The sequence below is a fragment of the Streptomyces camponoticapitis genome (assembly GCF_014646115.1).
Classification (GTDB): domain Bacteria; phylum Actinomycetota; class Actinomycetes; order Streptomycetales; family Streptomycetaceae; genus Streptomyces; species Streptomyces camponoticapitis.
In genome coordinates, this window is the sequence record NZ_BMMV01000018.1 from 181,330 (window position 1) to 194,273 (window position 12,944).

Consider the following 12,944-nt stretch of genomic DNA (forward strand, 5'->3'; position numbering starts at 1 on the left):
GCCTGGTTTGGGGTCGGGCATGATCAGGGGGCCGTACGCTGGTCGGCAACTCGGGCAGGCTGTGCCCCTGCCCGGAATGTGGTCGAGTGGCCCCCTGGTCTTGCTCGACGCGGGACCCGGACCGGGGAGGTGGCTAAAGCCGTGGAGCCGACCGCCCCAGCCACTGAGGGTTTCTCCCGACCAGTGGCGTGCGCTCCTCAGTCGCGCGACCGGCGTAGCCGGGGCCCGGAGCGGGGCGGAGACAGGAGCGGCGGGGCCCGGCGGGGAGCCGGGGAGCGCGCGGCGAGCGGAGCGAGGCGCCTTGAGTAAGTAGAGACAGGTTTCGACAGTTCGCGCGGCGCTCGGTTCAGACGGTGTGGAGTGTGCGGGGGCTGTCGGCGGTGATGTGGTAGGCGAGTTGGGTGCGGTCGGCGCCTGCGCGGAGTTCTTCGAGGATCAGCGGGTGTTGGTCGTTGCCGTGGGTGGTGCGGGTGGTGTGGATGATCGGGGTTGCGTCGGGGGTGTGGAGTGCGGTGCGTTCGTCGGGCAGGGGCATGCGGGCGCTGACGGTTTCGTGCCAGGTGAGTGTGTGGCCGGCCTTGGTGAGTAGGGCGTAGATCTGTTCCGGTTCGGTGTCCGGGGCTTCGGCGAGCTGCTTGACCTGGTCCGCGGTGGCGAACGGGATGAGGATGCGGTGCAGGGCGCGGGTCTCGGTGTCCGGGTCGGTCAGTAGGCGGTCGACGGCGAACAGGGCTTCGCCTTCGGCCAGTTCGAGCAGCGGGCCTGTGGTGGCTGTTGTGGTGGTGCGGTAGACCGTCGGGGCTTCGGCTTGCTGCCACTGGTGGTGGCCGGTGCGGAAGGTTTTGCCGCTGCGGGTGATGGTCCGTTCGATGGTGACCGCTGGGGCGGGGACGGCCCGGACGTAGCTGCCCTTGCCGTGGATGACCTCGATGAGCCCTTCCGCGCGGAGTGCGGCGATGGCCTTGCGGACGGTGGGCCTGCTGACCCGGTAGCGGTCGATGAGCTGGGCTTCCGAGGGGAGCGGGGCTCCGGGGGTGTACTCGCCTGTGCTGATGCCGCTGCGGATCTCGGCGGCAACCTGCTGGTATAGCGCGCCGGGTCGTTGGATCTCTCCCATGCCGGGCTCTCCTCGTCAACTGTTGTGGACCATCATGACGTGAGCTGACGTCACTCGTAAGCATAAGTGGTTGCGCTTCTCGGTCAAGACATGCACACTCTCAACTCGTAAGTACGAGTGACGTCACGTGATGTCTTGTTGACCGAGGAGGTCCTACCTTCATGCAGTCCATACCTGTGGACACATCCCGGCTCGGCGTACTGCGGTGCGCCGTCGGACCCGAACCCAAGATCGCGGACTTCGAAACCAAGGAGGTCAAGAGGGACAAGGAAGGCAACACCATCTACAGCGTCGCCGTGACGGTCCGCCAGGAAGGGCGCCGCGTCTCGGTGATCGAGATTTCCGTCACCGGAGAGCCCAAGGGAGTTGTCGAAGGCGCAGAGGTACGTGTGACCGGCCTCGACGCCTTCTCCTGGGCCATGGGCGACCGGCACGGAATCAGCTTCCGCGCCGCCGCCATCACCCCCGTACCGGCCAGCGGCACGACACCTGCCGGACCTGCTGGCAAGGGTGGTGGGGCCTGATGGGACCGATCCTGCTCGCCTTCTGCCTCGTGCTGCTGGCCTGGCTGCTGGTCATCGGCAAGGAGGTGCAACAGCGGCGATCGGACTGGCACTGGTACCTGACCGGCTACCCCCGCACCGCCCTCCTGGTGATGCTCACCTGGCGCAAGGTGGCTTACGTCAACGACCTGACGGTCTCCCACAAGCCCAACCACCACATCGTGGGCGGCCTAGCCGTCAGGGGTGAACCACTGCGAACCCTCACGCCGCGCTGCTCCTTCCCCCGCCCCACACCGAACGGTCTGGAACTGACCGTCCGACTCCGAGCAGGGCAGACTCCGGCCCCCTTCCTGGCGGCGGCCGACGCCTTCGCCCATTCATGGCGCATACACGCGGTACGCGTCATCTCACCCGAACGTGGCCTGGTCCTCATCTCGGCAACGGCCAATGACCCCTTGGAGCATCCCGGCCGTCCGGCCGTGGCGGCACCCGCCGCGCTGCTGTCGGCGGTGGTCGGAGCCCTGGAGAGCGGACGGGCCTGGGTGATGGACTTCCGGCAGGTCCCGCACTGGCTGATCGTCGGCGCGACACAGTCGGGTAAGTCCAGCCTGATCGCCCGGCTCGTCACCCAACTCGCCCCACAACCAGTCGCCCTGGTCGGCATCGACTGCAAGGGCGGCATGGAACTAGGGCTCGTGGAATCGCGCCTGTCAGCCCTGGCCACCTCCCGCAGTGAAGCCGTCACCATCCTCGGCCACCTCGTCACCGACATGCAGGGACGCATGCAGAGCTGCCGTACGGCGGGCGCCCGGTCGATATGGGACCTCCCCGAGAAGTTTAGGCCCGTACCGGTCGTGGTCATCGTGGACGAGTTGGCAGAGCTGTACCTGACCAACGGCAGTAAGGAGCAGCGGGCAGAGGCCGAGCAGTGCTCGACCTACCTCCTGCGACTGGCCCAACTCGGCGCGGCGCTCGGTGTTCACCTGGTGGTGGCGGGGCAGCGGGTCGGCTCTGACCTCGGACCTGGAGTCACCGCGTTGCGGGCCCAGTTGAGTGGCCGAGTCTGTCACCGCGTCAACGACCCCGGGACAGCGGAAATGACACTCGGCGACCTCAACAAGGACGCCGTCGTCGTCGCCCAATCGATCGGCGAGACAGAGCAAGGCGTTGCCGTCACCGCAGGGGACTTGGGCGGCTGGATGCGTGGCCGGTCCCATCTCACGACTCCCGCAGAAGTACAGGAAACGGCGGCAGAGTTCGCCCACCTGACTCCGCATTTGCCGCACCTGAACGGAGGTACCACCGCATGAGTGAGTCGGTCGCACTGCCGCTGATGGTCATCTTCGGACTGGCCACCGTGCTCCTGGTCCGCTCCCGCGAGGTGCGGTGGTGGGAAGCGGTACTGATCGCCCTGTTCGGCATGTACCTGGGTCAGACGCCGGCGCTCTTCACCGCAGATGGCCTCGTGAACTGGTTCCTTTCCGGCTTCACCCGCACCTGAGAACTGGGAGGCACCAGACCATGCCCATGCGCCGTGTCCGCTGCCCGATCTGTAAGGGCGAGCGCTACCGCAAGACCCGTACCGGCCACCGGCGGCGCTGCCGCTGCTGCCGGGGCACCGGCACCATCCGCTGACCCACCCCCCACCACCCACTGACGAACCGGGAGTGATCTCCATGGACGAATCCCACCCAACCACAACTGCCCGTGCCGCTACGGCGGCCCAACCCGGGAGGTCACCACCATCCCCGCCGAGAATCCCTCGGCTGACAGACGCGCCGTGCTCGACCGCGCGGCGCGTCTGCGTCAGCTCTCCGAAGTCGACCAAGACCTGATCAACCTCGTCCAAGGCCCCCGGTTCGGCCGCTGGATGGAGCAAGTAGCCGCTACTGGTGGCTGTGCTCATCCGATCCATCTCACCGGCGCCACCACCACTCGCGACGGCGGTACGGGCGAGATCCTGCACCACTACAGCACCGCTGGCGAGCCCGGTGAGCGACTCCTCATCCGCTGCCGCAACCGCCGGGTAACAGTGTGTGCCCCCTGCTCACGGCTCCACGCTGGCGACACCTTCCACCTTGTCCGCGCCGGACTCGTCGGCGGCAAATCCGTACCGGCGGACGTACGGGAACGGCCCCGACTGTTCCTCACCCTGACGGCCCCCTCCTTCGGCCCCGTCCACCGCGCCACCGAAGACGGCGAACGATGCCGACCCCGCCGTCACGTCGACCGTTGCGAGCACGGACGCTCACCCGGCTGCCCGGCCACCCACGAGGCGACTGACCATCTCGTCGGGCAACCGCTCTGTTCCGGCTGCTACGACTACCCGGCCCATGTCCTGTGGCACGCGCACGCCGGACGGCTGTGGAAGGCGTTCACGGACAACCTCTACCACCACCTCGCCGCCCGCACCGGTCACACCCGCAGCGGCCTGCGCCGCACCGTGCGCATCTCCTACGCCAAAGTCGCCGAGTACCAAAGGCGCGCGGCTGTCCACGTCCACGCCGTGGTCCGACTCGACGGCGCAGATGGTCCCGGCACCCCGCCCCCGGCCTGGGCAACCGCCGAAGTTCTCGCCACCGTGGTACGCACCGCTGCGGCGGCCGTACGACTTCACTCCCCGTACAGCCCGGCCCTTGGGGAGCACGAACTGCGCTGGGGCGCCCAGCTCGACGCCCGGCCGCTGCGCGCCTTCGGCGGTCACGAGGGCCTGGCCGACGACGCCGTAGCCGCGTACGTCGCGAAGTACGTCACCAAGGGAGCGGCCGACTCCTCCGTCGGCCTCGACCACCCGATCACCGGCCCCACCGACATCACAACTGCACGGCTTTCAGCTCACCTACGTACCCTCATGGGCGCCTGCTGGCGACTCGGCGGCCTCCCGGAACTGGAACCGCTGCGCCTGCGCGCCTGGGCCCACACCCTCGGATACCGGGGCCACATCCTCACCAAGTCCCGTGCCTACTCGACCACTTACGGGGCCTTGCGCTCCGAACGCGCCGACCACGAACGGTCCGCACCCGATTACGCCGACGAACCCGACGCGATCACCGATGCCCGCTGGCGATACGTCGGCTCAGGCCACACCCCCGGCGCCGCCCTCATCGCCGCAGGCATCGCTGAAGACCTCGCCCAGAACCGCGAGATCTCCCGCGAGGAGATCAACCGATCGGCGGTGGACTGATGGCGCGGCAGAATCCTGAGAAGTGGAGACGGGCCGTTGAACGAGAAGCGGCGAAGATCCCCAAACGCATAGGGCCGAAGAGCGCTGCCCGCTTGGCACGGCTCCTCGGCCCTGGTCCGGTTGACCGCTAAGGGAGCGGGTTCGGCTTGACTTCGACGCGGTCAGTGTCGAACCCGCGGCCCCGCGTCTTGGGCGGGTGCACGATCACGGCGGCGAACAGGAACCGGTGGATCGCGTTCATCCGGGCGTAGTCCTCCTTCCTCTCCAGCTCTGCCCAGTTCGCCTCGGCATCCGGTCCCGCGATGCCTTCGAGCACGACGAGGGGCCGCTGAACAGTCTTGCGCTGACGCTCCTTGATCCTCTTGAGGATGACGGCGCGCATCGACTGGTATTCGCTCATCGAGAAGTCGTCATCAGCAAGCCAGAGTTGATTCAGTTCTTTGAGCTTCTGCTGGTCCTTCTCTTCGGCCTGTACATCGGCCTCCGGGCGTACCGTGCTGACGAGCGGGCGGCCGGATACGTCGATCTCCGTGAGCCCCTTGATCGCCACCTCCTTCATGAACTTTTCCAGCGGCCCGGCGGATACGGAACGACCGCACTTCTGCTCGCCGTTCAGCGCTGCTCGGGTGCAGCGGTAATACGCGTACCTACCGCCGTTCGTGCCAGCCATGCGCATGCCGCACGTGCACGTGGCTACTCCACGCAGGAGGTAGTACCGATTGGGTCGCGTGCGCTCCTTCTCGATGCGCGCGGCCCGGTGCTTCCGGTGCTGCTGTACTTCGTCCCACTGTCCACGGTCGATGATGGCGGGCCAGGATCCCGGTCCTATCTCCTCGCCCTGGTGAACACGGATGCCGGCCACGTAGTTGGAGGACAGCAGGTGTCGTACGTTCTCCGCCTCCCACTGCTTCTCTTTGGACGTGAGAATCTTGCGGGAGTGGAGGTCCTGAGCGATGGCGGTGGGGGACTCCCCGTCCAGGTAACGGCGGTAGACCTCCCGCACGATCTCGGCTTCCTCCTCGACGACCGCGTGTCCACTCTTGGTGTATCCGTACGGGCGATTGCCGATATGCGGAGTGCCCGCCTTGGCCATGTCCTTGAACGCATCCTTGAGCCGTCGCGATGTGTCATCGGACGAGCGGCATGCGTGCGCGACCTCGATGCGCAGGATGAAACGGTCGTCGGGGTCGGACAAGTCGCGCCGGTTGGCCTCTCCGTGTAACAGGACGCGTTTGTCGTCGGCTATGGACAACAGCTCTTCGAGATCCTTCGGCTGTCGCATCAGCCGGTCCGGGTGGTAGACGATCACATGCCGGATCGTGCCTTCGCTCATGGTCTTGAGCATCTCGTCCCACCCCGGACGCTTGCGGTTGCGCTGCCAGGCTGAGCGGTTGTTGTCCACGTAGACGTGTTCCGGCGCGATGCGCAACTGAAGGCGCTCGGCGATCTCGCGGCAGATGCGTTCCTGACGGTCGACGCCCGTCTGATCGTCATCCTTCACGTGCGAGATCCGGCAGTAGATCGCCGCGTCCTCGCCGGGTGTGATGCTCACCTTGCTCTTAGATCGGCTCATGACAAATACGGTACGAGCAAGGCATGAGTGACGACTCCCGCAGCGCCGCGATCGGCGCGAGCGCCGCGCGGGTCTGGGCCCACAGCACCAGGGCGTACGCACCGACCGACAGGAACGCGCCGAGCAGGCCGAGGCGCACGTGCGGGCGCAGTCGGGCGAAGAGGGTGCCGCGGCGGGTATGCAGCGCGTACAGGGGGATCAGTGAGCCCTGGAGGATCATCAGCCAGCCGATATAGCCGAGGGGTGTGCCCGATTCGCGTACGCCCACCCCGTCCACGACGGTGTACGCGGCGATCGAGACCCCCGTCGCCAGCGCGGCCAGGAGCGCGGGCCACTGCGGCTTCGTCTCCGCGCTCCGCATGCCCCACAGGGCCACCCCGACGAGCCCCGCCGAGGCGACGGCGACGCCCGTCGCCTGCCAGCGGTCCAGTGACTCGCTCACGAAGACCGCGGCCAGGACGGTCACCAGCAGAGGCGCGGTGCCGCGCGCGATCGGATACATCTGGCCGAAGTCGCCGAGGCTGAACGACCGCATCAGCAGGGCCTGGTAGCCGACGTGCAGCACGGCGGAGGCGATCAGATACGGCCACGCGCCGGCGGCCGGAAAGGGCGCGAGGCACACCGCGACCGCGCCGAGCACGGCGCCGCCGCCGGCGATCAGGGTGAAGGCGACGAGCTGGTCCCTGATGGTGTGCGCGATCGCGTTCCAGGTGGCGTGCGTGACGGCCGCCAGGAGGACGGCGGCGGCGACGGCCGGCGTCACGCCATGCGCTCGCGGACGTCCACGAGGGTGCCGCCCGCGTACGAGACCACGCTCTTGGGATCCATCGGGAACACCGTGTGCGGGGTACCGGCCGCGGCCCACACCACGTCGTGGTCGAGCAGGCCCCGGTCGGCGAGCACACGCGTCCTGGTGCGGTGGCCGAAGGGCGGTACGCCTCCGATCGCGTATCCGGTGGTCTCCCGTACGAGATCGGCGCGCGCCCGCGTGACCTTCCCGGCGCCCAACTCCTCCCGTACGCGCTCCACATCGACGCGCGACGCGCCGTCCATCAGCACCAGGACCGGGACGCCGTCGGCCTCGAAGACCAGCGATTTGACGATCTCGCTGAGCCCGCAGCCGATGGCGGCGGCCGCCTCGGCCGCCGTACGGGTGGCGTCGGGGAAGGTGCGGACCTCGCCGATGAGGTCGTCAATGCCCAGTTCGCGCAGGGCCTCGACGAAACGAGGATGGGCCGGGGTGTCAGGCGTGCCGCCGGGGTCGCTCATGACGGGCACGCTAGCGCCACCGACACGGCGGGTGCGAGCCTGTTTCACCCGCCATGACCACTTCGGCCGCTGCCGTCATCGGCCGCGGTCTCACCGATCCGTTCCGTGGACCGTGGGTTCGCCCGCGCGCCCGCCGGTGATCTCCGTGGCCGGCAGCGCCTCCGCCAGGCGCCGGTGCTCGTCCGGCGACAGCGTGACATCCACGGCGGCGGCGTTCTCGTCGAGCCGGGTGCGGTGGCGGGTGCCGGGGATCGGTACGACTCCCTGGTGGAGCAGCCAGGCGAGTGCCACCTGCGCGAGCGTGACGCCCTTCTCCGCCGCGATCAGTTCGACACGCTCCACGAGCGCGCGGTTGGCGGCGAACGCCTCCGGCTGGAAGCGCGGCAGGCCGCGCCGGGCGTCGTCCGGGGCGAGGTGGTCGAGACTCCGTACGCCGCCGGTGAGTACCCCGCGCCCCAGGGGTGAGAACGCGACGAAGCCGATGCCCAGTTCGTCCATGACCGCCTTCTCGCCGTTCTCCAGTACGTCACGGGAGAAGAGGGAGAACTCCGACTGCACGGCCGCCAGCGGGTGGACGGCGTGGGCCCGGCGTATCGTCGCCGCGGATGCCTCGGACAGGCCGATGTGGCGGACCTTGCCCGCCGTGACCAACTCCGACATCGCGCCGACTGACTCCTCGATCGGCACGTTCGGGTCCACGCGGTGCAGGTAGTACAGGTCGATGACGTCGGTGCCCAGATGCCGCAGCGATCTGTCGGCGGCCCGGTGGATGTACGCCGGGGTGCCGTTGCGTCCGTGCACCGTGCCGTCGTCGTCCGTCTCGGCGGACGCCTTCGTGGCCAGGGTCACCTCCGCACGCCGGCTCCCGAGCGCGCGGGCGATCAGCTTCTCGTTCTCGAACGGGCCGTACGCCTCGGCCGTGTCGATGAAGGTGACGCCCTGGTCGACGGCGTGCCGCAGCGTCGCGACGGACTCCTTCTCGTCACTGCTGCCGTAGAAGGCGCTCATGCCCATGGCGCCGAGCCCGAGTGCGGAGACCCGCAGGCCGTCACCGAGCTCCGTGATCTTCATTGTCGTTCCCATGCGGTCGTTCTCCTTCTTCTTTCGTCTGTCGCCGGTACGCGCGGATCTTCTTGTCGATCGCCGCCAGGTGCCGCTTCGTGCGTTCCATCTCTTCGATGACGCGTTCGCGGTGCCGTTCCAGGAACTCCAGGCGTTCGGCCTCGGTCCCGGGGCGGCGGCTGAGATCGGCGATGACGCGCATGTCCGCGATGGGCATCCCCGTCTCGCGGAGCATGACCAGCCCGGAGATCCAGGCGATGTCGTTCTCCCGGTAGCGACGGCGCCCGCCCGCGTCGCGCGGCGCGGGATCCAGCAGCAGCCCTTCGCGCTCGTAGTAGCGCAGGGTCTCGACGCCGACTCCGGTCAGGGCCGCCGTCTCCCCGATGGAGAGCCCGTCGGGTGGTACCTCGCCGGGAACCTCGGGGAGAAGCAGTGGTCCGCTCATGTCGTTCATCGTGCAACCTGTAGCGCGCTACAGGTCAAACGCCTGGCCCGGCACCCGGGTGTTCCTGGCCCGCCGGCGTCCCGTCCGCCACCGGGGCCGCCGTCGTGGCACCGGCCGAGCGCAGTCTCTTCGCCAGCGCGCGGGCGCGTCCCTTCAGCTCCGGCGGGTCCAGCACCTCGAACTCGTGCCCGAGCAGAAGCACATGCATCAGGACGAAGTCGAGGTCACCGCCGCCGCTGAGCACCTCGCAGCTGTCGTCTCCCCGGGGGCGTACGACGGCGGCCGACGCCGAGAGCTGGTCCCGCACCGTGTCGGCCGAGGCGTGCACGAGGAAGCGCGCCCGGTGCGGGTAGACCCGGCTGGCCACCCCCTCCTGCACGTACGCCGCGGCGTCGGGCGCCGCACGGGGGGAAAAGCGCCAGGTCCGGGGGGAGACGTCCGTCATCCGGTCGACGCGGAAGCTGCGCCAGCCGTCGCGGTCGAGGTCGTACGCGAGGAGATACCAGCGCCGGTCGGAGGCGACCAGCCGGTAGGGCTCGGCCCGCCGGAGCCGCACCTCGGCCCCGGAGGGGTAGCCGAACCCGGTCTCGACCTCGTCGCGGCAGGCCCGGGCCAGCTTCATGAGCACCTCGGGGTCGACCGGCGAGCGGCCCCCCTGGCCGAAGAACTCCACCGAGCCGGAGAGCGCGCGCACCTCGTGCCGCAGCCGGTTGGGCAGCACCTGGTCGAGCTTGGTCAGCGCCCGGAGCGCGGCGTCGCCGCCGCCCGCGACCGCGCCACCGGCGCCGCCCCCGGCGCCCGCGAGCAGCGAGACCGCCGTGGCGATGGCCTCCTCGTCGTCGAGGAGGAGCGGCGGCAACTCCTGCCCCGGGCCGAGCTGATAGCCGCCACCGACGCCCTGACCTGCATGGACCGGATAGCCGAGCGCGCGCAGCCGCTCGACATCGCGCCGCACCGTGCGCGGCGTCACCCCGAGCCGCCCGGCCAGTTCGGGACCGGTCCAGATCCGCCGCCGCTGGAGCAGCCCGAGCAGCGTGAGCACCCGCTCCGTCGTACCGCGCTCGGCCCCGCCCGTCGTATCCATGGCGGCCAGCCTGGCAGAGATGGCGGACCGATCCTGTCCGCCTGGGGTGTCACGGTGGGGGACATGGACGCAGACGAACTCGACTGGAACAGGACGCTGCGCGAGCAGTTGGAGTTCCACTGGAACCATCAGCTCCGGGCCCGGCTGGACGGCCTCACCGACGAGGAGTACTTCTGGTCGCCGGTGCCGGACGCCTGGAGCGTGCGGCCGCGCGGCACCTCGACGGCGCCCGTGCGGGCGGGTGCCGGGGGCCTCACGATCGACTACGGCTTCCCCGTGCCGGAGCCGGCGCCCTTCACCACGATCGCCTGGCGGCTCGGCCATGTCGTGGTGGGCGTGCTCGCGGCCCGCAACGCGGCGCATTTCGGCGCGCCGCCCGCGTCGTACGACACCTGGGAGTACGCGGACGGCGCCGCCACCGCGCTCGGGCAGCTCGACGAACAGCTCGACGTCTGGCGGACCGGGCTGGCCGGCCTGGGGGACGCCGGGCTGCGGGTGCCGGTGGGGGCGAAGGAGCCGTACCCGGATGCGCCGATGGCCACGTTGGTCCTGCACATCCACCGGGAGCTGATCCACCATCTCTCCGAGGTCTGCCTGCTGCGGGACCTCTATCTGCACACCTATCCGGACAAGACCAAGCAGTCGGCCACGAACACGGCCACGAACACGGCCACGAACACGGCCACGAACACGGCCACGGCCATGGCCACGAAATCGCCTACGAACGGAGCGACCTGATGAGCCGCCACATCCAGATCACCTTCGACGCCCACGACCCGCAGGCGCTGTCGACCTTCTGGCGCGATGTCCTGGGCTATGTCCACCCCGGCCCGCCCGGGGTCGATCTGCCCGAGGGTGCCGACCCGCTGGCCGCGTGGGACGACTTCCTCGCGCGGGTCGGCGTACCGGAGGCGGACCGCAACACCCGGTCCGCCCTGGAGGACCCGGACGGGCAGGGCCCACGGCTCTTCTTCCAGCAGGTGCCGGAGGACAAGGTCGCCAAGAACCGCGTCCACCTCGACGTACGGGCCGCCCCCGGACTGGAGGGGGACGAGCGGATGGCGGCGCTGGAGGCCGAGTGCGACCGGCTCGTGGCGCTGGGAGCGTCGCGGCTGCGCCGCGACGAGCCCGCGCCTCCGATGAGCACGGGTTACATCGTGATGCGGGACCCGGAGGGCAACGAGTTCTGCCTCGACTGACCGCGGGCGTTCCCGGCGTCGTACGGGACGGGCGGGGCGGGGGCGGGGCGGCGCTGTGCGGGACGGACCGGGTGGGCGGGTGCGACGCGGCGTGGTCCGGCACGGTCCGGGCTGGCCCGGTCCGTAGGATCCGTGCCATGCCGGACGCCCCGCCCCACCCCGAGCCGTTCACCGCGCGGACCTCTCCCGCCGAGCTGGAGGACCTCCGCGCTCGGCTGCGCGCGACGCGCTGGCCGGACGCGCCCGAGGACGCCGGCTGGTCGCTCGGCACCGACCTCGCCCACCACCGCGAACTCGTCGCCCACTGGGCGGACGGATTCGACTGGCCGGCACAGGAGGCGGCCCTCGCCCGCTTCCCCCGCTACCGCGTCCGGCTCGGCGGCCTCGGGATCCACTACGCGCATGTGCGGGCCGACGCGAAGGCCGGGCCCGTGCTGCCGCTGATCCTCAGCCACGGCTGGCCGGACTCGTTCTGGCGGTACTCGAAGGTCATCCCGCTCCTGACCGATCCGGGCGCGCACGGTGCCGACCCCGCCGACGCGTTCGACGTGGTCGTCCCCGACATGCCGGGCTACGGGTACTCCGACGCCCCCACGGGCCCGCCCCTCGACTCCATCGCCGTCGCCGGTCTGTGGGCCGAGCTCATGGGCGTGCTCGGCTACGACCGGTTCGGCGCGGCGGGAGGCGACATCGGCAGCCATGTGAGCCGCTACCTCGCACTCGACCACCCCGACCGGATCGTTGCCGTGCACCGTACGGACGCGGGGGTGCCCTTCTTCGCCGGCGACCGGGCCGAGCTCTCCCCCGAGGAGCGCGCCTGGTTCGACAACGCGGCGGCCTGGGGCGCGGCGGAGGGCGCGTACGCCGCCATGCACCGTACGAAGCCGCAGACCGCCGCCTTCGGGCTCATGGACTCACCCGCCGGGCTCGCCGCGTGGATCGTCGAGAAGATGCGGGCGTGGAGCGACTCCGACGGCCATGTCGAGCGGAGCTTCACCAAGGACGAGATCCTGACGAACGTCACGCTCTACTGGCTGACGGGGACGATCGGTTCGTCGATGCGCATGTACGGCGCGAACGCCGCGATTCCGCCCGCGCAGCTCGCCCGCCGGGTCGAGGTGCCGTCGGGGTTCTCGCTGTTCCCCGGCGACATCGTGCGCCCGCCGCGCGCGTGGCTGGAACGCACGGCGAATGTCGTGCATGTGACCGAGCCGCCGCGCGGCGGTCACTTTGCGGCGTTCGAGGAGCCGGAGCTGTACGCGGAGGAACTGCGCGCGTTCTTCCGCCCGTACCGCCCGCCGGCGCTGGACTGAACGCGCCCCGGATACGACCCCGGCCCGCACCGGCGAAGCGCCACCACGACACCGACACCCCGGCGCCCCGGGCCTCTTGGGCGCTCGCTCTTCCCGCCGCGAGCGCGCGCGGCGACCGCCTGCGCCTGGTGCCCTGCGTGCGCGCTCGTCCCGCCGTGAGTACGGCGGTGCCACCGGCGCCCGGCGCGCATGCTC

The 12,944-nt window shown here is 70.0% G+C and carries 13 protein-coding genes and 1 pseudogene; 7 read left to right on the forward strand and 7 right to left on the reverse strand.

What is annotated here, in order from left to right; genetic code table 11:
* Positions 1–346: 346 nt before the first annotated feature.
* A complete protein-coding gene (locus tag IEY79_RS25410) occupies positions 347–1,117 on the reverse strand; it encodes a GntR family transcriptional regulator (protein ID WP_189109904.1) in 771 nt (256 codons plus the stop codon).
* A 161-nt stretch (positions 1,118–1,278) separates the two neighbouring features.
* On the opposite strand from IEY79_RS25410, the gene IEY79_RS25415 reads away from it, so the two are divergent.
* From IEY79_RS25415 to IEY79_RS25430, 4 genes are all read left to right on the forward strand, one after another.
* A complete protein-coding gene (locus IEY79_RS25415; RefSeq protein ID WP_189109905.1) occupies positions 1,279–1,641 on the forward strand; it encodes an SCO3933 family regulatory protein in 363 nt (120 codons plus the stop codon).
* Entirely contained in the window at positions 1,641–2,930 is a 1,290-nt protein-coding gene (locus IEY79_RS25420) for an FtsK/SpoIIIE domain-containing protein (RefSeq protein ID WP_189109906.1), read from the forward strand. The genes IEY79_RS25415 and IEY79_RS25420 overlap by 1 nt, the downstream gene beginning before the upstream one ends.
* On the forward strand, positions 2,927–3,121 hold the full coding sequence (locus IEY79_RS25425) for a hypothetical protein (protein ID WP_189109907.1): 195 nt from the start codon (positions 2,927–2,929) through the stop codon (positions 3,119–3,121). Before IEY79_RS25420 ends, IEY79_RS25425 begins: the two co-directional genes overlap by 4 nt.
* 279 nt (positions 3,122–3,400) lie before the next feature.
* Entirely contained in the window at positions 3,401–4,804 is a 1,404-nt protein-coding gene (locus tag IEY79_RS25430; RefSeq protein WP_189109908.1) for a replication initiator, read from the forward strand.
* A 127-nt stretch (positions 4,805–4,931) separates the two neighbouring features.
* Here IEY79_RS25430 and IEY79_RS25435 read toward each other — a convergent pair whose 3' ends face one another.
* The 6 genes and pseudogenes from IEY79_RS25435 to IEY79_RS25460 all read right to left on the reverse strand — a co-directional run bounded on the left by IEY79_RS25435 (position 4,932) and on the right by IEY79_RS25460 (position 10,237).
* Entirely contained in the window at positions 4,932–6,377 is a 1,446-nt protein-coding gene (locus IEY79_RS25435) for a recombinase family protein (RefSeq protein ID WP_189109909.1), read from the reverse strand.
* 22 nt (positions 6,378–6,399) lie between these two features.
* Positions 6,400–7,140 (reverse strand): annotated as a pseudogene (locus IEY79_RS25440) (DMT family transporter); the annotation flags it as partial.
* Positions 7,137–7,646, reverse strand: coding sequence for a YbaK/EbsC family protein (locus IEY79_RS25445; RefSeq protein WP_189109910.1), 510 nt, complete (start codon positions 7,644–7,646; stop codon positions 7,137–7,139). The gene IEY79_RS25445 and the pseudogene IEY79_RS25440, both read right to left, overlap by 4 nt.
* A gap of 90 nt (positions 7,647–7,736) precedes the next feature.
* A complete protein-coding gene (locus tag IEY79_RS25450; RefSeq protein WP_229701112.1) occupies positions 7,737–8,729 on the reverse strand; it encodes an aldo/keto reductase in 993 nt (330 codons plus the stop codon).
* A complete protein-coding gene (locus IEY79_RS25455; RefSeq protein ID WP_189109911.1) occupies positions 8,695–9,153 on the reverse strand; it encodes a MerR family transcriptional regulator in 459 nt (152 codons plus the stop codon). The genes IEY79_RS25450 and IEY79_RS25455 overlap by 35 nt, the downstream gene beginning before the upstream one ends.
* 34 nt (positions 9,154–9,187) lie before the next feature.
* The gene (locus tag IEY79_RS25460; RefSeq protein WP_189109912.1) at positions 9,188–10,237 is read right to left on the reverse strand and encodes a helix-turn-helix transcriptional regulator; all 1,050 of its coding nucleotides are present in this window, start codon (positions 10,235–10,237) and stop codon (positions 9,188–9,190) included.
* Positions 10,238–10,300: 63 nt separating this feature from the next.
* Here IEY79_RS25460 and IEY79_RS25465 point away from each other — a divergent pair, with 63 nt between their 5' ends.
* The 3 genes from IEY79_RS25465 (at position 10,301) to IEY79_RS25475 (ending at position 12,749) form a co-directional block, all read left to right on the forward strand.
* The gene (locus IEY79_RS25465) at positions 10,301–10,975 is read left to right on the forward strand and encodes a DinB family protein (RefSeq protein ID WP_189109913.1); all 675 of its coding nucleotides are present in this window, start codon (positions 10,301–10,303) and stop codon (positions 10,973–10,975) included.
* On the forward strand, positions 10,975–11,436 hold the full coding sequence (locus IEY79_RS25470) for a VOC family protein (RefSeq protein ID WP_189109914.1): 462 nt from the start codon (positions 10,975–10,977) through the stop codon (positions 11,434–11,436). The genes IEY79_RS25465 and IEY79_RS25470 overlap by 1 nt, the downstream gene beginning before the upstream one ends.
* Before the next feature lie 137 nt (positions 11,437–11,573).
* Entirely contained in the window at positions 11,574–12,749 is a 1,176-nt protein-coding gene (locus tag IEY79_RS25475; protein ID WP_189109915.1) for an epoxide hydrolase family protein, read from the forward strand.
* The last annotated feature ends 195 nt before the right edge of the window (positions 12,750–12,944 follow it).